This is a genomic window from Desulfotomaculum copahuensis, assembly GCF_001655685.1.
Lineage (GTDB): Bacteria > Bacillota > Desulfotomaculia > Desulfotomaculales > Desulfovirgulaceae > Desulfotomaculum_G > Desulfotomaculum_G copahuensis.
Window position 1 is genome coordinate 44,928 of the sequence record NZ_LYVF01000184.1, and the last position, 19,934, is coordinate 64,861.

General features: G+C 60.7%; 17 protein-coding genes. All 17 read left to right on the plus strand.

Features of this window, described 5'->3' with window-relative positions; genetic code table 11:
- Positions 1–14: 14 nt before the first annotated feature.
- The 17 genes from A6M21_RS14705 (at position 15) to secG (ending at position 19,928) form a co-directional block, all read left to right on the plus strand.
- On the plus strand, positions 15–824 hold the full coding sequence (locus A6M21_RS14705; protein ID WP_345788108.1) for a Cof-type HAD-IIB family hydrolase: 810 nt from the start codon (positions 15–17) through the stop codon (positions 822–824).
- Between the two features lie 177 nt (positions 825–1,001).
- Complete coding sequence (locus A6M21_RS14710; protein ID WP_242868862.1) at positions 1,002–1,973, plus strand: ROK family protein; 972 nt, start codon at positions 1,002–1,004, stop codon at positions 1,971–1,973.
- Between the two features lie 318 nt (positions 1,974–2,291).
- A complete protein-coding gene (locus A6M21_RS14720; RefSeq protein ID WP_066670366.1) occupies positions 2,292–4,280 on the plus strand; it encodes an amylo-alpha-1,6-glucosidase in 1,989 nt (662 codons plus the stop codon).
- 156 nt (positions 4,281–4,436) lie between these two features.
- Positions 4,437–5,513: a bifunctional phosphoglucose/phosphomannose isomerase gene (locus A6M21_RS14725; protein ID WP_242868863.1), complete on the plus strand. Its 1,077-nt coding sequence runs from the start codon at positions 4,437–4,439 to the stop codon at positions 5,511–5,513.
- A gap of 309 nt (positions 5,514–5,822) precedes the next feature.
- Positions 5,823–6,695 (plus strand): RNase adapter RapZ, encoded by an 873-nt coding sequence (gene rapZ / locus A6M21_RS14735; protein ID WP_066670371.1) that lies wholly within the window; start codon positions 5,823–5,825, stop codon positions 6,693–6,695.
- 5 nt (positions 6,696–6,700) lie between these two features.
- Positions 6,701–8,038, plus strand: a complete 1,338-nt coding sequence (locus A6M21_RS14740; protein WP_066670270.1) for a gluconeogenesis factor YvcK family protein — start codon at positions 6,701–6,703, stop codon at positions 8,036–8,038.
- A 187-nt stretch (positions 8,039–8,225) separates the two neighbouring features.
- Positions 8,226–9,113, plus strand: coding sequence for a polysaccharide deacetylase family protein (locus A6M21_RS14750; protein ID WP_066670274.1), 888 nt, complete (start codon positions 8,226–8,228; stop codon positions 9,111–9,113).
- A gap of 396 nt (positions 9,114–9,509) precedes the next feature.
- Positions 9,510–10,487: a DNA-binding protein WhiA gene (whiA, locus tag A6M21_RS14760; protein WP_066670283.1), complete on the plus strand. Its 978-nt coding sequence runs from the start codon at positions 9,510–9,512 to the stop codon at positions 10,485–10,487.
- Between the two features lie 121 nt (positions 10,488–10,608).
- Positions 10,609–11,145 (plus strand): acyltransferase, encoded by a 537-nt coding sequence (locus A6M21_RS14765; RefSeq protein WP_242868864.1) that lies wholly within the window; start codon positions 10,609–10,611, stop codon positions 11,143–11,145.
- 168 nt (positions 11,146–11,313) lie between these two features.
- A complete protein-coding gene (locus A6M21_RS14770) occupies positions 11,314–11,928 on the plus strand; it encodes a DUF1405 domain-containing protein (protein ID WP_242868865.1) in 615 nt (204 codons plus the stop codon).
- Between the two features lie 120 nt (positions 11,929–12,048).
- Entirely contained in the window at positions 12,049–13,470 is a 1,422-nt protein-coding gene (gene rpoN, locus A6M21_RS14775; protein ID WP_066670377.1) for an RNA polymerase factor sigma-54, read from the plus strand.
- 172 nt (positions 13,471–13,642) lie between these two features.
- A complete protein-coding gene (gene gap, locus A6M21_RS14780; protein ID WP_066670285.1) occupies positions 13,643–14,674 on the plus strand; it encodes a type I glyceraldehyde-3-phosphate dehydrogenase in 1,032 nt (343 codons plus the stop codon).
- 59 nt (positions 14,675–14,733) lie between these two features.
- Positions 14,734–15,918: a phosphoglycerate kinase gene (locus tag A6M21_RS14785; RefSeq protein ID WP_066670379.1), complete on the plus strand. Its 1,185-nt coding sequence runs from the start codon at positions 14,734–14,736 to the stop codon at positions 15,916–15,918.
- 19 nt (positions 15,919–15,937) lie between these two features.
- Positions 15,938–16,717 carry a triose-phosphate isomerase gene (tpiA, locus tag A6M21_RS14790; protein ID WP_066670289.1) on the plus strand — a complete coding sequence of 260 codons (780 nt, stop codon included), beginning with the start codon at positions 15,938–15,940 and terminating at the stop codon, positions 16,715–16,717.
- Positions 16,707–18,251 (plus strand): 2,3-bisphosphoglycerate-independent phosphoglycerate mutase, encoded by a 1,545-nt coding sequence (gene gpmI / locus A6M21_RS14795; protein ID WP_066670291.1) that lies wholly within the window; start codon positions 16,707–16,709, stop codon positions 18,249–18,251. Before tpiA ends, gpmI begins: the two co-directional genes overlap by 11 nt.
- A 41-nt stretch (positions 18,252–18,292) precedes the next feature.
- A complete protein-coding gene (eno, locus tag A6M21_RS14800) occupies positions 18,293–19,573 on the plus strand; it encodes a phosphopyruvate hydratase (RefSeq protein ID WP_066670381.1) in 1,281 nt (426 codons plus the stop codon).
- A 127-nt stretch (positions 19,574–19,700) separates the two neighbouring features.
- Positions 19,701–19,928, plus strand: a complete 228-nt coding sequence (gene secG / locus A6M21_RS14805) for a preprotein translocase subunit SecG (RefSeq protein ID WP_066670293.1) — start codon at positions 19,701–19,703, stop codon at positions 19,926–19,928.
- Positions 19,929–19,934 lie beyond the last annotated feature (6 nt).

Below are 19,934 nucleotides of genomic sequence, written 5' to 3' on the forward strand. Positions count from 1 at the left end.
GGGAGGAATTATTTTTGAACTACCGTTTACTGGCCATGGATCTGGACGATACTTTATTAGACAACAGTTTACGTGTACGTGAAGAGGACCGGCGGGCGCTGGAACGGGCGCGCCGCGCCGGGGTGGTGGTCACCCTGGCCACCGGGCGCATGTACCGCGCCACCCTGCCTTTCGTTGAGGAACTAGCCATCGACGCGCCGGTGATCACCTACCAGGGCGCCCTGGTCAAACATCCGCGCACCGGGCGGGTGCTCCTGCACCGGCCGGTGCCTTTGGCGCTGGCGTTGGAAATCGTCGGCCGGCTGGCGGCGCGCGGTTTCCATTTGAATGTTTACCTGGATGATGAATTGTACGTGGCCGGGCATACGCCGGAAAGCCGGCTTTACGCCTCCATTTCCCGGGTGGAGGCGCGGGCGGTGGGACCGCTGGGGCCGTTTTTGCAAAAAACCGGGCGGGATCCGACCAAAGTGCTGGCCATTGCCGGGGAGGAGGAGATCAACCGCCTGCTAGCGGAAATGCAGCCGCTTTATGAGGGCCGCCTGCATGTGACCAAATCAAAGCCGCGCTTTCTGGAATTCTCCCACCCCCGGGCGGACAAGGGGCATGCCCTGGCGGCGGTGGCCGCGTGCTACGGCCTGCGCCGGGAAGAGGTAATTGCCGTCGGGGACAGTTACAACGATCTGGAAATGATCGACTGGGCCGGTCTGGGTGTGGCGGTGGCCAACGCCCGGCCGGAAATCCGCGCCCGGGCCGCTTTCGTCACCGCCTCCAATGAAGACGGCGGGGTGGCCCGGGTGGTGGAAAAGTTTATTGGCGCAACTTAAAATTTTATACAGAGCAGGAATTTTGTACTATATTGGCGAAATGGATCCTGTAAAACAAGCTTGAACCCGGAAAAAAGCCACTATATTGTCAAAACGTCTGCATATGCGCCGGGCCGTTCCACCGCTGCTGTTTGTTGTTTTGTGCGCGGCTGCTGGTTTATGGGGGGGGTGGCAAGTTTGCCGGAGCAAGAACATAACCTTGTGCTTGGCGTGGATCTGGGCGGCACTAAAATCTATACCGCCCTGGCCGATCACAGCGGCCGGGTACTGTCCGCGGTCAAAGTGCCGACCGGGGAACACGCACCGGAAAATGTGATTGCCCGGATTGTTCAAACCGTTGAGGAAGTGCGGCACCGCTCCGGCATCGATGCCGGTGACATCTGTGCGCTGGGGGCCGGTGCACCCGGTCCCCTGGATCCCGTCCGGGGCATTGTTCACCAGGCACCCAACCTGGGCTGGCACGACGTGCCGCTGAAGGCTTTACTGGAAGACGCGCTGCAACTGCCGGTAGCGGTGGATAATGACGCCAACCTGGCCGCGCTGGGCGAATACGTGTACGGAGCCGGCCGGGGAGAGGACGACATGGTTTATATTACTGTCAGCACCGGCATCGGCGGCGGGCTGATTTTCGGCGGGCGGCTCTATCACGGCGCCGGCGGCGGGGCGGGGGAGATCGGCCATATGACGGTGGATCCGGACGGCCCGTTGTGCAGCTGCGGCAACCGCGGCTGTCTGGAAGCATTGGCTTCGGGGACGGCCATCGCCCGGGCGGCCCGGGAACTGGTGGATGCCGGCGGGGGGGCGGCTATCCTGGCGGCGGCCGGCGGCCGGGCTGTTTCCGCCGAGACGGTGGCTGCGGCGGCCGCCGCCGGCGACGCCGAAGCGTCCGGCATCCTGACGGCGGCCGGGCGGGTGCTGGGTTGCGGTGTGGCCAACCTGGTCAACCTGCTCAACCCCGGGCTGGTCGTACTGGGCGGCGGCGCCATGCAGGCCGGCCGTTTATTGTGGCAGGCCATGGAGGATGAGTTGCAAAGACGTGCCCTGTCCCATCCCCTCGGCGGTGTACGCCTGGCGCCGGCCGCCCTGGGCAGCCGGTCGGGGGTGCTGGGTGCGGTGGCTCTGGCCTTGCGTTGTACGGGGACGGGATAGTTAAGCGGCACACCGGTATTGCGGGAGGGTGGACCGGCCGTTTACGCCGGGACAAGCGGAAACAGGCTGCGCTAATCGTTTTTCCCCGGAACCGGACGGATAACGGCCGGCCTGCGGTAAACAATTCCGGAGCCAAACGGATGCCGGTTGTGTCCGCCGGGAACCCGTAATACGGGTAATGTATACTCTTATGCCGTAAATCCGGCAGCGGGGAAACCAGGTGGGACTATTCCGATTCGCATAAGAGGTTGGCCTGCGGATTATGATATAGGGAGGTTCCTGCAGATAGCCGGCAAAGGTAAGCGAGGGGTGGGCGTTTTGCGATTTGGCAAGGGGGAATGGCGCAGTTTCGAACGGGGTGCCGAAAAAGAGTGGCTGGTTACCAACGGCCTGGGGGGATACGCTTCGGCGACCATCATTGGCGCCAATACCCGCAAGTATCACGGGCTGCTGGTCGCTTCCCTGCAGCCGCCGGTCCGGCGCACGTTGTTGCTGGCCAAACTGGAGGAACGCGTCGAAACGGCCGGGCGCGTTTACAATCTGGCCACCAATCAGACAGACCGCGGCGTTACCGAGTTTGGCTTTGTGCACCTGCAACAGGTATTGCTGGACAGTTTCCCCACTTTTATTTACAGCTTTGCCGACATCATTTTGCAAAAACAGGTTTTCATGGTTTACGGTGAAAACACCACTGTGATCGTTTACCGCATCCATAATGGTGCAGAAGCGGCGCTGCTCCGGTTGACCCCCCTGGTCAACTGCCGTGATTTTCACTGGACCACCCGCAAAGGACAGGTTTCCTTCACCCAGGAAAAGATCGCCCATGGCACGAATATCCGGAACGCTTCCGGCGTGCCGCCCCTGCGTCTGGTCAGCAGCGCCGGGGATTTCAGTGCGGGAGAAGACTGGTTCTATAACATGTATTACGCCGCGGAAAGCGAGCGGGGTGAAAGCGCTCTGGAAGATCATTTTATTCCGGGTCAATTCACTGTGCCGCTGGCTGCCGGTCAGGAGACGACAGTCACCTTTATCGCCACCGTGGAAGATGTTTTTACCCTGGACGGACCGGCATTGCAGGAGATGGAAAACCGGCGCCTGCAGGAACTGGTGGAGCGTGCCGGGTACCGGGACGGTCTGGCCCGCCGGCTGGTGCAGGCGGCGGACGCCTTTATCGTGCGCCGTGACTCGACCGGGGCTAAAAGCATCATTGCCGGCTATCACTGGTTCAACGACTGGGGCCGGGACACCATGATCGCCCTGCCCGGGCTGACGCTGGTCACCAGACGCTTCGAGGACGCACGGGAAATATTGTTCACCTTCGCCCGCTATTGCAAGGACGGGCTGTTGCCGAACATGTTTCCCGACGCGGACGGCGAACCGCTGTATAATACGGCGGACGCCTCCTTGTGGTATTTTCAGGCGGTGTGGAAATATCTGCAGTACACGGGCGATTACTCTTTTGTACGTGGAGAAATCTATCCCGTGCTGAAGGAAATTATCCGCCGGCATGTGGAAGGCACCCGGTTTAATATTAAAATGGATGCCGACGGGTTGCTGACCGCCGGTTCACCCGGGGTGCAACTGACCTGGATGGACGCCAAGGTAGATCAGTGGGTGGTCACGCCCCGCCACGGCAAGCCGGTGGAAATCAACGCCCTGTGGTACAATGCCCTGTGTATCATGCGTGAACTGGCCGTCCGCTATGAAGATGAGTTCCCTTACCAGGATCTGCCCGGACGGGTCCGGGACAGCTTCCGGCGCCAGTTCTGGTTTGCCGGCGGGAATTACCTTTATGACGTGATCGTTGACGGTGGTGCGGATGCTTCGCTGCGGCCGAACCAGATCATTGCCTTGAGCCTGCCTTATACCATGCTGGACCGGGAACAGGGCCGGCAGGTGCTCCGCCGGGTGTGGCAGGAACTGTACGCCACCTACGGCCTGCGCAGCCTGTCCCCCGGCGACCCCGCCTACCGGGGCGTCTACAGCGGCGACCGGGTGCAGCGGGACGGGGCTTATCACCAGGGTACCGTCTGGAGCTGGTTGATCGGTCCTTTTGTCACCGCTTTCCGCCGGGTGCACAATTATTCCACGGCCAGCCGGCTGCAGGCGGCCCGTTTGCTCTCCCCCTTCCGGGATCATCTACGCGATCACGGTACCGGATTCATTTCCGAGATATTTGACGGCAATGAGCCGGTTATTCCCCGTGGCGCCATTGCGCAGGCCTGGGGGGTGGCCGAGGTTTTACGCGCTTATGTCGAGGATGTGCTGGAAATCAAACCGGAAGGGGCGGGTGGTTCGCAGCAGTGAACTTTCCGTTGGAAGAATCCTGTTTTACGGCCGGCCGGGGAGATCGGCCGGTTCCCGTCCGGGCCGGGCGGTATGAAGCGTCGTTTCAGGAATGGCAGGCTTTCCCCCGGCGGCAAGCAATGACGGCCGGGATGCGATAATCTTTAGCCAAGGAGTGTGTTCAGATTGACCCAGCATTTATTGGACGACCAGCGGGCACTTTACGGCGCTGATTCCATGCACATGTTTGATGCCCTGTCCGGACTGCCCGAACAATGCATCCGGGCCTGGGAACTGGGCATGGCCCTTACTGTTTCCGCCCGGGCTGAAATCCGCCAGGTGATGGTCACCGGACTGGGCGGGTCGGCCATTGGCGGTGATTTGTTGCGGATCTTTGCCGGCAAGCGCCTGCCGGTGCCCGTGACGGTCAACCGTGATTACGTGCTGCCCAAATTTGTGGGGCCGCAAACACTGCTTTTTGCCACCAGTTATTCGGGGAACACCGAGGAAACCCTGAGCGCCTACCGGGAGGCACGGGAGAAAGGGGCGCAGATCATCGCCCTGACCACCGGCGGCAAACTTAAAGCAATGGCGGAGAAGGACGGCGTGCCGGTGATCACCGTGCCCGGCGGTATCTCCCCCCGGGCGGCCACCGGCTACCTGTTCCTGCCCACGCTGGCTGTTTTGCAAAAATTAGGCCTGCTGGAGCCCCTGGATGAGCAGGTGGCGGAATTGAGCCGGCATCTGCAGGCTATGCGGGAGCAGCTCAAACCGGAGACGCCCCTGGCGGAAAACCGGGCCAAGCAGGTGGCGATCAATTTCTTCCAACGCATTCCGGTGATCTGGGGTGCTTCCGGCACCAGTGAAGTGGTCGCCCAGCGCTGGAAGGGCCAGGTGAATGAAAATGCCAAAGCGCCGGCATACTGGAACGTTTTCCCGGAGCTGAACCACAATGAGCTGGTCGGTTTCCAAAAACCGGAGGAATTGTTGCGCCAGTTATATATCGTGATTTTACGGGATACTCAGGATCACCCGCGGGTGCAAAAACGGTACGCCATCACCAGGGAAATTATGGGCGGGGCGGTGGCCGGCATGGATGAGATAGAGGCTACCGGGAATGGTGATCTGGCCCGCCTGTATTCCCTGATTTACCCCGGCGACTACGCCAGCGTCTATCTGGCCCTGCTCTACGGCATCGATCCCGGTCCGGTGAAGGTGATCGACCAGTTGAAGGCGCGCCTGGCGGAACAGTAAGGTCCCGGGTGCCCGGGGCTGCCGGCGGCAGACGGCAAAAACACGGTCAAAACGCCGCGGTGCCGCTGCGGTACAAAAACGGAAAAGGTATGCTTCAGGATAAAACATTAATTGGGCCGGCGCCGTTTTCCGGCAGGGAACCGGCGCCGGATGCAGAACATATTAGACGTGGAGGCGAACGGAAGCGGAGTGACCAAGAGGGGCCTTCCGGGCTGTTTTAATCCTTTTGTTGACTAGTTGGCCGTGCCGCTGATGCCGGGGCGGCAAAAGATTTCCAACCCGGATGTAATTTTTACTGGGGATGATTGTATGCCTTTATCCAGGCTCGTGATAGTCACCGGGTTGTCCGGCGCCGGTAAGACCCAGGCCGTGCGCAGCCTGGAAGACCTGGGCTTTTTTTGTGTGGACAACCTGCCCCCGACCCTGATTCCCAAGTTTGCCGAGTTGTGCGCACAATCTTCCCGGGGGATTAATAAAATAGCACTGGTGGTGGATATCCGGGGCGGTGAGTTTTTTGACGCCCTTTTTGAGGTACTGGCCGATTTGGACCGGCAGGGTATCGGATATGAGATTCTGTTCCTGGAGGCCTCGGATGAAACGCTGGTACACCGCTTTAAGGAGTCCCGGCGCAGCCATCCTCTGAGCATGGACGGCCAGGTGCTGCAGGGCATCCGGGAGGAGCGGGGCAGGTTGCGGGAACTGCGCGGCCGGGCGCATAAAATTATTGATACGTCTCATATGAGCACGCACCAGCTGAAAGAAGAGCTGGCCTCCCTGTTCGGTGACGGCGCCGGGACGGCGGCTTTGCGGATTACAGTGGTTTCCTTCGGTTACAAGTTTGGCATTCCGCTAGACAGCGACCTGGTTTTTGACGTCCGTTTCCTGCCCAATCCGCATTATGACCCGGTGTTGCGCCCCCTGACCGGTGAAGACCGGCCGGTGCAGGACTTTATCTGCCGTTCGCCGCTGACCGGCGAATTTATGGAAAGGTTTTTCCAGTTCATTGACTTCCTGATTCCCCAATACGTTCAGGAAGGGAAAACAACATTGACCATTGCCATCGGCTGTACCGGCGGGCAGCACCGCTCGGTGGCGCTGGCCCGCCGGCTGGGCGATTACCTGGCGGCAAAAGGCTACCGGACGACGGTCCGGCACCGGGACATTTCCACCAAACAGGGGTGAATCGGATGGACCTGCTCAAGTGGCTTTATCCGGGGTTGCACTTCAAACGCTGGCTGGCCCTGGCCCTGGGCGGGCTGTTGCTGGCCGCGGCCGGCATAGCCCTGCTGGCCCGGGCTTTATTGGGCGATCATCAAGTTTTTTTACTTACCTGGAGCGGGGAAGTTTTCGGTGCCGACCGCGCCTGGGCGGGAGGCCTGGTTTTTCTCGGTTTGGGCCTGCCGGCGCTGGTTTTCGGCATCCTGCGGGCCTTCCGTTCAGTGGTCACGGCGCTGGCCCCGGAGGACCAGTACCGGCTGGTGGACATTCTTTACACCCGCCAGTTTTTGCGCCGCGGACCGCGCATTGTGGTCATCGGCGGCGGTACCGGCCTGTCCGTGCTGCTGCGCGGCTTGAAGCAATACACCAGCAATCTGACAGCCATTGTTTCAGTGGCGGACGACGGAGGCAGTTCCGGCCGCCTGCGGGGCGATTACGGCATGCTGCCGCCGGGGGACATCCGCAACTGTCTGGTGGCCCTGGCGGACAAGGAACCGTTAATGGAGGAACTGCTCCAGTACCGCTTCACCTCCGGCGAGCTGCAGGGACACAACCTGGGCAACCTTTTGCTGGCCGCCTTGAACGACGTGGCTGGCGGTTTTCACGAGGCGGTGGAGGGACTGAGCAAGGTGCTGGCCATCCGGGGCCGTGTGCTGCCGGCCACCCTGCAGGATGTGATGCTGGGAGCGGAATTGTGCGACGGCACACTGGTTTACGGGGAGTCTTGCATTCCCCTCTGCCGCCGGCGGATCAAGCGTGTTTTTCTGAAACCGGGCGAGTGCTTCCCCCTGCCGGAAGCACTGGAGGCGATCCGGGAGGCCGACGCGGTGGTGCTGGGGCCGGGCAGCCTGTATACCAGCATTTTGCCCAACCTGCTGGTGCGCGGTATCGCCGGTGCGCTAGACCGCTCCCGGGCGGTTAAAATTTACGTCTGCAATGTGATGACCCAGCCCGGTGAGACCGACGGCTATACGGCCAGTCAGCACCTGCAGGCTATCTTGTCCCACGCCGGGCCGGTGGTGGATTGCATGGTGGTCAACCAGGAGGAAATACCGGCCCGGTTACGTTCCCGCTACCGCCGGGAAGGTGCGGTGCCGGTGACAGTCGACCGGGAAGCGATCGAAAACCTGGGCGTACAGGTGGCGGCCGGCAACCTGGTCCAGGAAAGCAACGTGGTGCGTCACCATCCGGATAAGCTGGCCCGGTTGATTATGGAACTGGTGCTGACGGAAAGGAAAGTGGAACGTGTCCGCGGCCTGACTGTTTCCGGCAACCGGACGTCCGGCCGGAAGAGCGTGGGCACATAAGCCCGGTGGATGTCCCGGATGATGAAAAGGCCGCCTCCGCCGGCGGCTTTTTTGCGTTGCCGCCCGCATTTTCAGCGTTGCCGGCCGGACCGCGGGCATGCTATGATCAATTTAATACGCCGCCTTTTTATGAGGCGGTGTTCCGGCATGATATTGTCCGGCAAAGTTATTTGATGGGGGAAAAATAATGTTCAGATTGACCGTTATAGCCGCGGCAAGTATCTGTTTTCTGAGCCTGGCGGTTTTCCTGGGGGTGCGCAATGCGGAAAATTCCCTGGCGGAAGCCTTGCTGCCCGTTGTGCCCGCCGCAATTGAGCACAGTAATCAGGTGCCCATACTGATGTTTCACAAAGTGAACCCGGATCCACGGGTGGGCGGACTGGGGCTGCGGGTGCCGCCGGACAAGTTTGACCGTGAAATGGCCTATTTGCATCAAAACGGTTTTCACACCGTCTCCCTGACCGATGTGGTGGAGCATTACCGGACCGGGAAGCCGCTTCCCGCCCGCCCGGTGGTGATCACCTTTGATGACGGCTACCGGGATAACTTCACTTATGCCTTCCCCATTTTAAAAAAGTATCACTTTACGGCCACCATCTTCGTGGTTGCCGATACCGTGGGCGGGATCAATTCCTTTGACGTGCGGGCGCACTTGCAGCCCGTGAACCGGATGGCCAGTTGGGCGGAGCTGGGACAAATGGCCGCCGCCGGCATCACCATCGGCTCCCATACCCTGGATCATCCACATCTGGCGCAGATTCCGCCGGCCGAGGCGTGGCGCCAGATCCGGCAGAGCCGGATGGTATTGGAAAAACATCTGGGCCGGCCGGTGCGCGTTTTTTCCTATCCCTACGGCAGCTTCAACTCCCGGGTGGCGCAGATGGTCCGGGACAGCGGCTACCTGGCCGCTGTAACCACTGTGCAGGGTATTGCCGGTCCGGGCAGTGATCCCTGGCTGTTAAAACGGGTGCGGATCATGGGCAGTTATGACTTGGACAAGTTTGCCGGCGAACTGCTCCGGTATTACCGGGTGGTGCACAGCCCGGCACATCCGGCCGGGGGGCGGGCGGCCTGACAGTATCTGTGCCGTTGGCACATGATGGTGGGCAGGTACTTGTGGCCGCTGTAAAGGTATCCGGTCTTCGCCGGATGGTTCCGGTGCCCGCCGGCCCCGGTATGACGGATAAGCCGTTGCAGGCACCGGCTGCAGCCCGTTTTGGCATTATACTATGAATAAGTCCTGCCGCGGGTAAGACCGCGACTGCTTTTTTTGATGCCCCGGCACCGTTTGAAGCGGTGCTGTTTTGTTACGCGCTGCAGGTTGTGATATAATGTTTTTGAGACAGCGGTGTTCCATTTGCCGCCGGACGCGTCGCGGCAGGCGGCTGTGAAAGGTTGTGGCGGTTTCGGCTTCAACCGCCGGGCGGTCCCGGGTCCGGAGGCCGTTCCTGTTTTAAAGTGGTGAATTATTTTGTCTTTTTCGGCTGTAACCAAAAACGAGCTTGCCCGGCTGGTGGGGGAACGGGAATGTTGCCGGTTGGCCGAACTGGCCGCCCTGGTCAAAATGGACGGCAGTCTGCAGATCAGCGGCCGGCATCAGCTTGCCCTGGCTGTAGTGACTGAAAATGCCGCCGTGGCCCGGAAGATTTTCTCCCTGCTCAAGCAGCTTTTCGGTGTGCAGGCGGAGGTGCTGGTCCAGCGCAAGATGCGCCTGCGTAAAAATAATGTTTATCTGGTCCGGGTGCCCCCCGGCGCCGGCACCGGGGAGATTTTACGCCGCCTGGGCATGGTGGACGGACGGGATAATTTATGTCCGGGTATAAAACAAGAGTTGATCCACCGGGAATGCTGCCGCCGGGCGTACCTGCGCGGAGTTTTCCTGGGCGGCGGGTCGGTGAACAATCCGGAAGGGACCTATCACCTGGAGATCATTACCAACAACCGCCATCATGCCCGGGATATCTGCCGTTTAATGTGCCGGGAAGGCATGAGCGCCCGGGTAAGCGCGCGTAAAAACTGGTTCGTGGTTTACCTGAAAGACAGCGCGCAAATTGTGGATTGCCTGAACATCATGGGCGCCCACACCGCGCTGCTCGATTTTGAAAACGTGCGCGTATACAAGGATGTGCGCAACCAGGTCAACCGCCTGGTCAATTGTGAAACGGCCAATTTGAACAAAACGGTGGACGCGGCCATGCAGCAGGTGGAAAACATCCGCCTGATTGCCGGCACCATGGGCCTGGACAGGTTATCCCCCGGACTGCGCCAGGTGGCCGAAGCGCGCCTGCAGCATCCGGACGCCAGTTTGCGGGAACTGGGCGAATTGCTGCAACCCCGGGTGGGCAAGTCCGGCGTCAACCACCGTATGCGCAAGCTGGCGGAAATTGCCGCCCGGTTGCAAAACAAGGATCAAACCGGACCCGAAAGAGCGGGGGACGCGCCGGTTTGAGCATGGCGCACCCCCGTCCGGCGAGGCGTTGTTTTGAACCGTGAAAAGTCATTTCCCGGCAATCCGTGCCGTTTATTGCGTAAAGCGGGACATTTGTGGCAAAAAGGAGCATCCGGTTCCATTGGACAAACCTGCGGAAGTTCCCCGGCGCCTGGAGAGCCACCCGGCGCCGCCGGGGCGCAATTCCATGCAACTCTGGTGGCGGTTGGTACCCCCCTGGCGGGTGGTTTATCATTTCATCGTGATCACCTTTTGCCGCTTCCTGCCCTTTCTGGAATTGAAAAACTGCCTCTACCGGCGCCTGCTGGGCATGCGGGTGGGCCGCCACGCCTCGGTGGGTCTGATGGTCATGCTGGATGTGTTTTTCCCGCAGTTTATTTCCATCGGCGAGAACAGCATTATTGGTTACAACACCACCATTCTCTGCCATGAGTTTCTGGTACCCGAATACCGCACCGGCCGGGTGGAAATCGGCGCCGGGGTGCTCATCGGGGCCAACTGTACCATTCTGGCCGGGGTGCGCATCGGTGACGGCGCCACGGTGGCGGCCGGTTCCCTGGTCAACCGGGACGTGCCGCCGGGTGTGCTGGCGGCAGGTGTGCCGGCGAGGATCAGAAGTCAGAGGTCAGAGGCCGGAAGCCGGAGGAAACAAGATTGAGCGGTGTGGCGGAAACCGGCGGCTTCCGGCGGGGATCGGAAGCCGGAGGCCGGAAAAAACCAGATTAGAAGCGGAAGGGCGGCGGTTTTTCTGACAGAAAAAGATTGCCGGAAGCCGGGCGCCGGGAAGGACGCCGCGGGGATTGGCGCACCGGCCCCACGCGGGGGGGTGCAAACCGCTTTTGCGGCAACCCTGTGGCCTTTGTGGCGGGAATTCTGGCGTGATCCGTGGCAGGCCCGCTTTGTCCGGCCGCTGTTGATTATCAACCTGCTGGGATCGGTTTACGGATTTTACTGGTATCATGAACAGCTGGCTGCCACCCCCTTTTACGCCTGGCTTTTCGTGCCGGACAGCCCGCTGGCCACCACCCTGTTCGCCCTGGCCCTGGCCGGGTCGCTGGCCGGGTTCAAAAGCACGCTGTTGCGTGCCGTGGCCTGTACCGCCTCGATCAAGTACGGCCTGTGGGCGGTGGTGGTGATCAGCCAGTTCTGGTGGTTGGGCGGGCAGCCGGCGCCCACCGAATCCATGCTCTGGTTTTCTCATCTGGGCATGGCCGCCCAGGGTTTTGTCTATTTGCGCCGGGTGCGCTGGGGCGCGCCGGTGGCGCTTTTCACCGGCGGCTGGATGTTTTTGAACGATGCGCTGGATTACGGGGCTGGACTGCATCCCTACCTGTTCGCCGCCGGTCAGGAAACGGCGGCGGCAATTACGGCGGCGGTCTTGTCCGGGCTGCTTTTCGCCTGTCTCTGGAGCCGGTGCCGGTCGGCCGGGGAGCGGTATTGAAGTAATTACCTGGTGAATATGGTGCGAACAAAGGGAATCGTGCAGGAAAAGTAAAGGCGGTAAGAGAATAAAATAATATAAGAGTTGTGCTTCGAAGCACACGGGTAAGGAGTGATACCGGTGCGCCTGGGCTACGGTCTGAATGTGGAACAGACTCAAAAACTGGTCATGACTCCGGAGTTGCGCCAGGCCATTACGGTGCTGCAACTGTCCTCCCTGGAGTTGAGTATGTATATCCAAAAGCAGCTTGAAGAAAACCCCCTGCTTGAACTGAAGGATGACGAGCCGGAACGGGACGGCGAACAGGCCGGGGACACGGCGCAGGCGGAAGAGGCAGCGGAGGAGCCGAAGCGGGAATATGACGTGGACTGGGAGGAGTACTTTCAGGACAGCAGTGATCTGGGTATGCCGAGAAGGGAAAAAAACCCCGAGCCGGCAGCCTATACCTACGAAAACTTTTTAAGCCAGGCACCCACCCTGACGGAGCACCTGTTGTTTCAACTGCACCTGAGCAACTGCGATCCACGGGCGATGGCCATCGGGGAGTATCTGATCGGTAACATGGATGAGCACGGTTACCTGCGCACCAGCGTGGAGGATGCCGCCGCCTATCTGGGCGAACATCCCGGGGCGGTGGAGGATGTGCTTAAAATCATCCAGACTTTCGATCCGCCGGGGGTGGGCGCCCGCACATTGCAGGAATGCCTGTTGATTCAAGTTGACCAGTTGGGGATTGAGGACCGCCTGCTCCGGCAGGTGATCCGGGATCACCTGCTGGACCTGGCCAAGGGCAAGTTTGGCCGCATGGCGCAGCAATTGGGGGTAAACGTTCAGGAAATACAGCGGGTGGCCGATCTGATTAAAACCCTGGATCCCAAGCCGGGACGCAATTTCAGCAGTGCCAACGATGTGCGTTACGTGGTGCCGGACATTGTGCTGGAAAAGGTGGAGGGGGAATATATCATTCTGGTCAACGACGTTTCAGTACCCCGGATCAGCATCAACACCACCTACCGTTCCGTGCTGAACAAGGACAGTCATTGCGACAACGAAACCCGCCGCTTTGTGGAAAGCAAGCTGAACGCCGCCGCCTGGCTGATCCGCAGCATCGAGCAGCGCCGCCTGACCCTGTACAAGGTGGCCAACTGCCTGGTGCAACTGCAGCGTGATTTCCTGGATCACGGGGTGAAATACCTGAAGCCGCTTAATTTGAAACAGGTGGCGGAAATGGTCGGGGTGCATGAATCCACCGTCAGCCGGGCCACTTCAAACAAGTATATACAAACCCCGCAAGGGGTGTTTGAAATGAAATATTTCTTTTCTTCGGGTGTGAACAATGATGCCGGCACCATGACCTCGGCGGAAAGCATCAAAAAGATGCTGCAGGAAATGGTGGCTGCGGAGAACCCCAAGACACCCCTGAATGATCAAAAGCTGGCCGAAACATTTCACCAGCGGGGCATCCGCATCTCCCGCCGGACGGTGGCCAAGTACCGGGATGAGCTGGGCATCCCGCCCATCCGGCAGCGCAAAAGGTATTAATGTGCACGTGCGGGCATATTGTTTTAGGGCGCCGGTTTTTTCCGGCGCCCTAAAAATTTTTCTTTAGCGTACCGGAAAAGGGAGGAACTATTCGGCCGGCGGCGAATAGAATGTCATAATTAAATAAATCACGTTCACTAAGGCATACTATTGAAAGGAGAGAGCACCAATAATGACGGTGAAAATAGGGATTAATGGTTTCGGAAGGATTGGCTTGAATGTACTGCGGGCCTCCCGCCGCTACCCGGACATCCAGGTGGTGGCCGTAAACCACAAATCCCGCCGGCTCCCGGCCGATGAAAGCTATGCGCGCAAGCTGGCCCACGTTTTAAAATATGATTCCATTCACGGCCGTTTGGACGCCGACATACAGGCGGACGAAAAATCCATTTTCTATAACGGGCGGGAAGTCGCCGTTTTTGCCGAGGCGGACCCGGCCAAACTGCCCTGGGGGGACCTGGGCGTGGATGTGGTGGTGGAATCCACCGGCAAGTTCAAATCCGTGGCGGACGCCTCCCGGCACCTGGCCGGGGGGGCCAAAAAGGTGGTCGTCAGCGCCCCGGCCAAGGACGCGATGCCCACCTTTGTGATGGGGGTCAATCACGGGCAATATGATCCGCGCGCCCACCATGTGGTTTCCAACGCTTCCTGTACGACCAACTGCCTGGCGCCGGTAGCCAGGGTGCTGGACGACAACTTCGGCATTGTCAAGGGCCTGATGACCACGGTGCATGCGGTGACCAACAGTCAGCAGATTCTGGATATGCCCTTCAAGGATCTGCGGCGCGGCCGGGCCGCCTTCATGAGCATCGTACCGACCACCACCGGCGCGGCCAAAGCGGTGGGACTGGTGCTGCCCCACCTGCAGGGCAAACTGAATGGTTTTGCCATGCGCGTACCGCTGCCCAACGTGAGCGTGGTGGACCTGGTGGTCCAGCTGAACCGGCCGGCAACAGTTGAAGAAGTGAACAGCATATTGAAAGATGCCTCGGAAAGCGAAATGAAGGGGATTCTGGGCTACAGCGAACTGCCCCTGGTTTCGATCGATTTCAACGGGGATCCCCGTTCTTCCATTGTCGATGCGCCGTCCACCATGGTCATGGATCAGGATATGGTCAAGGTGCTGGCCTGGTACGACAACGAATGGGGCTATTCCAACCGCATTCTGGATTTGATTTTATACATGGCCGCGAAAGGATTTTGACAAACTATGTCTAAGCACTTATTACAGGAAAACCGTTCCAACAGGGGGTATGCATGCAGATGACCCGTAAAACCATCAGGGACATTGATGTGTCCGGCAAGCGGGTGCTGGTGCGGGTGGATTTCAACGTGCCAATGGATCAGCAGGGCAATGTCACCGACGATACCCGTATCCGGGCGGCGCTGCCCACCATCAGGTACTTGACGGAACACAAGGCCAGGGTGATCCTGGCCTCCCATTTGGGCCGGCCCAAGGGCAAGGTGGACGACCGCTACCGTCTGGATCCGGTCGCCCGCCGGCTGGGTGAACTGCTCGGCCGGCCGGTGGTCAAGGTGGACGATTGCGTGGGCGAAGAGCCCCGGGCGGCCGTAGCCAAAATGACGCCGGGGGACGTATTGCTGCTGGAAAATGTGCGCTTTCATCCGGAAGAGGAAAAAAACGACGAGAAGTTCGCCCGCCGGCTGGCTGATTTGGCCGACATTTATGTCAACGACGCCTTCGGCACGGCCCACCGGGCACATGCCTCCACCGCGGGGGTGGCCCGCTTTTTGCCCGCCGTGGCCGGTTTTTTGATGGAAAAAGAAATCAATATGCTGGGCGGGGCGCTGGAAAACCCGGAGCGCCCCTTTGTGGCCATTCTCGGCGGGGCCAAGGTTTCGGACAAGATCAAGGTGATTGAAAACCTGCTCGGCAAGGTGGACACGTTGATCATCGGCGGGGGGATGGCCAACACCTTTCTGGCCGCCCGTGGTTACAACATGGGCAAGTCCCTGCTGGAGGGGGACAAGGTGGAGCTGGCCAAAGAGCTCATTGAGCGGGCCGCCGGACGGGGAGTGAAACTGCTCCTGCCCGTGGATCTGGTGGTGGCCGAGGCGGCCGATCCGGACGCGCAGCCGAAGGTGGTGCCCGTGGATGCGGTGCCGGCGGACTGGATGGCCTTGGATACCGGACCGGAGAGCGCGGCAATTTTTGCCGGGGAAATTAAAAAGGCGCGCACGGTGATCTGGAACGGCCCGATGGGCGTATTTGAAATGGCCCCCTTTGCCGCGGGTACCTTCGCCGTGGCCCGGGCGCTGGCGGAAAGCGGCGCCACCACCGTGGTGGGCGGCGGCGACACGGCGGCGGCGGTGGCCAAAGCCGGTGTGGCCGGCCGGATGTCCCACATTTCCACCGGCGGCGGCGCTTCCCTGGAGTTCCTGGAAGGCCGGGTGCTGCCGGGGGTGGCGGCGTTGCAGGAAGCGTGAAGAAAGGGGTGGGACGTCAATGCGTGTACCTTTGATGGCCGGCAACTGGAAGATGTACAAGACGGTGGACCAGGCGGTGGAATTTGTGCGCGGGCTGAAGGCGGCGCTGGCCGGCGCCGGCGGGGCGGAAGTGGCCGTCTGCCCGCCTTTTACCGCCCTGGCGGCGGTGGCCCGGGAACTGGCGGGCAGCCAAATCGCCCTGGGCGCCCAGAACATGTACTGGGCGGAGGAAGGGGCGTTTACCGGGGAAATTTCGCCCCTGATGCTCAAGGAAATTGGCTGCCGCTATATCATCCTGGGACATTCGGAACGGCGCCAGTATTTCGGTGAAACCGATCAAACGGTCAATAAAAAGGTGAAGGCGGCCTTGAAGCACGGCCTGACGCCCATTGTCTGCGTGGGCGAGCAGCTGGCGGAACGGGAGGCCGGGCGCACGGAAGCGGTGATCAAAACCCAGATTGACGGTTCGCTGGCCGGACTGACGGCGGATGAACTGGCCGGGCTGGTGGTAGCCTACGAACCGGTCTGGGCGATCGGCACCGGACGTACCGCTTCAACGCGCGACGCCCAGCAGGTGAACGGCTACATCCGCGCCCTGCTGGCCGGGCTGGCCGGTCACGGGGCGGCCGGCCGGGTGCGCATCCAGTACGGCGGCAGCGTCAAGCCGGACAATGCGGCCGGCCTGATGGCCGAACCGGATATCGACGGCGCCCTGGTGGGCGGCGCCAGCCTGCAGGTGGACAGTTTTGCCGCCATTGTCAGGGCGGCGGGCAACCGGGAGGCTGGAAATGGAAATTAAACACACCCCCATGGTCCTGGTCATCCTGGACGGCTGGGGTTTGAGCGCACAGACCAGGGGCAACGCCATCGCCGAAGCAAATACACCCAATATGAGCCGGCTTACAGACGGCTGTCCGCATACCCGCCTGGATACCTCCGGTGAAGCCGTCGGCCTGCCGGAGGGGCAGATGGGCAATTCGGAAGTGGGACACCTGAATATCGGCGCCGGTCGCATTGTTTACCAGGAACTGACCCGCATCACCCGGGCCGTGCGGGACGGCAGTTTTTTTAACAATGCGGAACTGCTGGCGGCGGTAAAGCACGTGCAGGACAACCAGTCGTCGCTGCACCTGATCGGCCTTTTGTCCGACGGCGGTGTGCACAGCCACGTCAGCCATCTTTTTGCCCTGCTCGAGCTGGCCAAAAGGCACAACCTGCCCCGGGTTTATGTGCATTGTTTTCTGGACGGACGGGATGTGCCGCCCGACAACGCCGGCGTCTACATCCGGCAGTTGGAGGAAAAATGCCGGGAATTGAATACCGGCCGGGCGGCCACGGTGATGGGCCGCTACTATGCCATGGACCGGGACAAACGGTGGGAACGCACGGAAAGGGCCTACCGGGCCATGGTGCTTGGTGAGGGCTTGCAGGCGCCCACGGCCCTGGCCGCTCTCGAAGCCTCCTACCAGCGCAAGGAATGGGACGAGTTCGTACAGCCCACGGTGATTGTGGATGAGCAGGGCGCGCCGGTGGCCACGGTGCGGGACGGGGACGCGGTGATCTTTTACAACTTCCGGCCCGACCGGGCCAGGCAGATCACGCGCGCCTTTGTGGATGAGGATTTCAACGGCTTTGCGCGCCCCGCCGGCCGGCCGCGGGTGCACTTCACCTGTATGACCCTGTACGACAAGACCATTGACGCGCCGGTGGCTTTCCGGCCCCATGATCTAAAGAATACGCTGGGCGAAATATTGAGCAGCCGGGGACTGAAGCAATTGCGCCTGGCGGAGACGGAAAAGTACGCCCACGTCACCTTTTTCTTCAACGGCGGGGTGGAAGCGCCCAATCCGGGCGAGGACCGCATCCTGATCCCCTCGCCCAAGGTGGCCACTTACGACCAAAAACCGGAAATGAGCGCCTACGAAGTGACGGACGCCTTTTTGGCACAACTGGCCGCGGACAAATACCAGGTGATCATCATGAACTACGCCAACGCCGACATGGTCGGCCACACCGGGGATATGGCGGCCGCGGTGCAGGCGGTGGAAGCGGTGGACCGGTGCGTGGGCCGGGTGGTGGAGGCGGTGCGGCAAAAGAACGGGGTGGCGCTGATCACCGCCGACCACGGCAACGCCGAAGAAATGCTGGATCCCAACGGTCACCCGCATACGGCCCATACCACCGATCCGGTGCCTTTCATCCTGACGGGAAAGGGACTGGAACAGACAACCCTGCACGCCGGCCGACTGTCCGACATCGCACCGACTATGCTGGATTTGCTGGGCCTCCCCCGGCCGGCGGAGATGACCGGTCAATCGTTGATTGCCCGCTGACACCGGGCGGTCAAACAAAAACAGGTTAAGGAGTGTTTTCCATGTCAACCACCATTACCGAAGTATTTGCCCGGGAGATCCTGGATTCCCGGGGCAACCCCACCATCGAGGTGGACGTGGTGCTGGAAGACGGCACCCTGGGCCGGGCGGCCGTGCCCTCCGGCGCCTCCACCGGCGCACACGAGGCGGTGGAACTGCGGGACGAAGAGCCCGGCCGCTTTCTGGGCAAGGGCGTGACCCGGGCGGTGGACAACGTCAATGATGAGATCGCCCCCGAGGTGATCGGTTTCGACGTCACCGACCAGGTGGGCCTGGACATGACCATGACTGAACTGGACGGCACGCCCAACAAGGGCAAATTGGGCGCCAACGCCATCCTGGGGGTTTCCATGGCCGCGGCCAAGGCGGCCGCGCAGGCGGTGGGCCTCTCCCTGTACCAGTACCTGGGTGGGGTGAACGCCCGCCAGCTGCCTGTACCGATGATGAACATTTTAAACGGCGGCAAGCATGCCGATAACAACGTGGACATCCAGGAATTCATGATCATGCCCGTGGGCGCGCCGGATTTTGCCGAAGGCCTGCGCATGGGGGCGGAAGTTTTCCACCACCTGAAAAAGGTGCTCAAGCAAAAGGGGCTGAACACGGCGGTCGGCGACGAGGGCGGTTTTGCGCCCAACTTGAATTCCAACGAAGAAGCGCTGGCGGTGATTGTGGAAGCGATCCGGGCGGCCGGCTACCGGCCCGGGGAAGACGTCGCGCTGGCCATGGATCCGGCGGCCACGGAGTTTTTCAAAGACGGCAAATACATGCTGGAAGGCAAGCCCCGGACGGCGGAAGACATGATTGCGTTTTACGCTTCGCTGGTGGAGCGCTTCCCCGTGCTCTCCATTGAAGACGGGCTGGCCGAGGACGACTGGGAGGGCTGGCAGAAGCTCACCGCCCGGCTGGGCAAGCGGGTGCAGATTGTGGGCGACGACATCTTTGTCACCAACATGGAGCGGCTGCAAAAGGGAATCGCTCTCGGAGCGGCCAACTCCATTTTAATCAAGTTGAACCAGATCGGCACGATCACGGAAACCCTGGGCGCCATCGAAATGGCCAAGCGGGCCGGCTTCACCGCCGTGGTCAGCCACCGTTCCGGGGAAACGGAAGACACCACCATCGCCGACCTGGTGGTGGCCACCAACGCCGGGCTGATCAAAACCGGCGCCCCTTCCCGCACCGACCGGGTGGCCAAGTACAACCAGTTGCTACGCATCGAGGAGGAACTGGGCGACACCGCCCTGTACCGGGGACGCGAATCCCTGTACTGCCTGCGTTAAAGCCAAATGGACGGGCGTATCACCCGGCGCCGCGTCTTTGTACCAAATTTCACGCCCGTCCATTGTTATTTTTTGCTGGCTATGCTATAATTACTTACAACTGGGCAGCCGGAAGGAGGTGACACGATTGTTAAAAGGCCTGGTAACCGCCATTCATGTAATAGTATCCATTGCACTGATCGCCACTGTATTGCTGCAGTCGGGCAAAAGCGCCGGTTTGTCCGGGGCCATTGCCGGCGGCGCGGAAACCATCTTTGGCAAGAAGAAGGGCCTTGACGAGTTACTGGCCAAGGTCACCACTGTGGTTGCCATTCTGTTTGGTTTGACGGCTCTTCTTCTGGGTCTCTGGCAGTAGTGTAGA

Coding starts and splice junctions, on each gene's coding strand:
- rapZ (WP_066670371.1), top strand. CDS start 5,823: ATGCCTTTATCCAGGCTCGTGATAGTCACCGGGTTGTCCGGCGCCGGT.
- A6M21_RS14740 (WP_066670270.1), top strand. CDS start 6,701: ATGGACCTGCTCAAGTGGCTTTATCCGGGGTTGCACTTCAAACGCTGG.
- A6M21_RS14750 (WP_066670274.1), top strand. CDS start 8,226: ATGTTCAGATTGACCGTTATAGCCGCGGCAAGTATCTGTTTTCTGAGC.
- gap (WP_066670285.1), top strand. CDS start 13,643: ATGACGGTGAAAATAGGGATTAATGGTTTCGGAAGGATTGGCTTGAAT.
- A6M21_RS14785 (WP_066670379.1), top strand. CDS start 14,734: ATGACCCGTAAAACCATCAGGGACATTGATGTGTCCGGCAAGCGGGTG.
- tpiA (WP_066670289.1), top strand. CDS start 15,938: ATGCGTGTACCTTTGATGGCCGGCAACTGGAAGATGTACAAGACGGTG.
- gpmI (WP_066670291.1), top strand. CDS start 16,707: ATGGAAATTAAACACACCCCCATGGTCCTGGTCATCCTGGACGGCTGG.
- eno (WP_066670381.1), top strand. CDS start 18,293: ATGTCAACCACCATTACCGAAGTATTTGCCCGGGAGATCCTGGATTCC.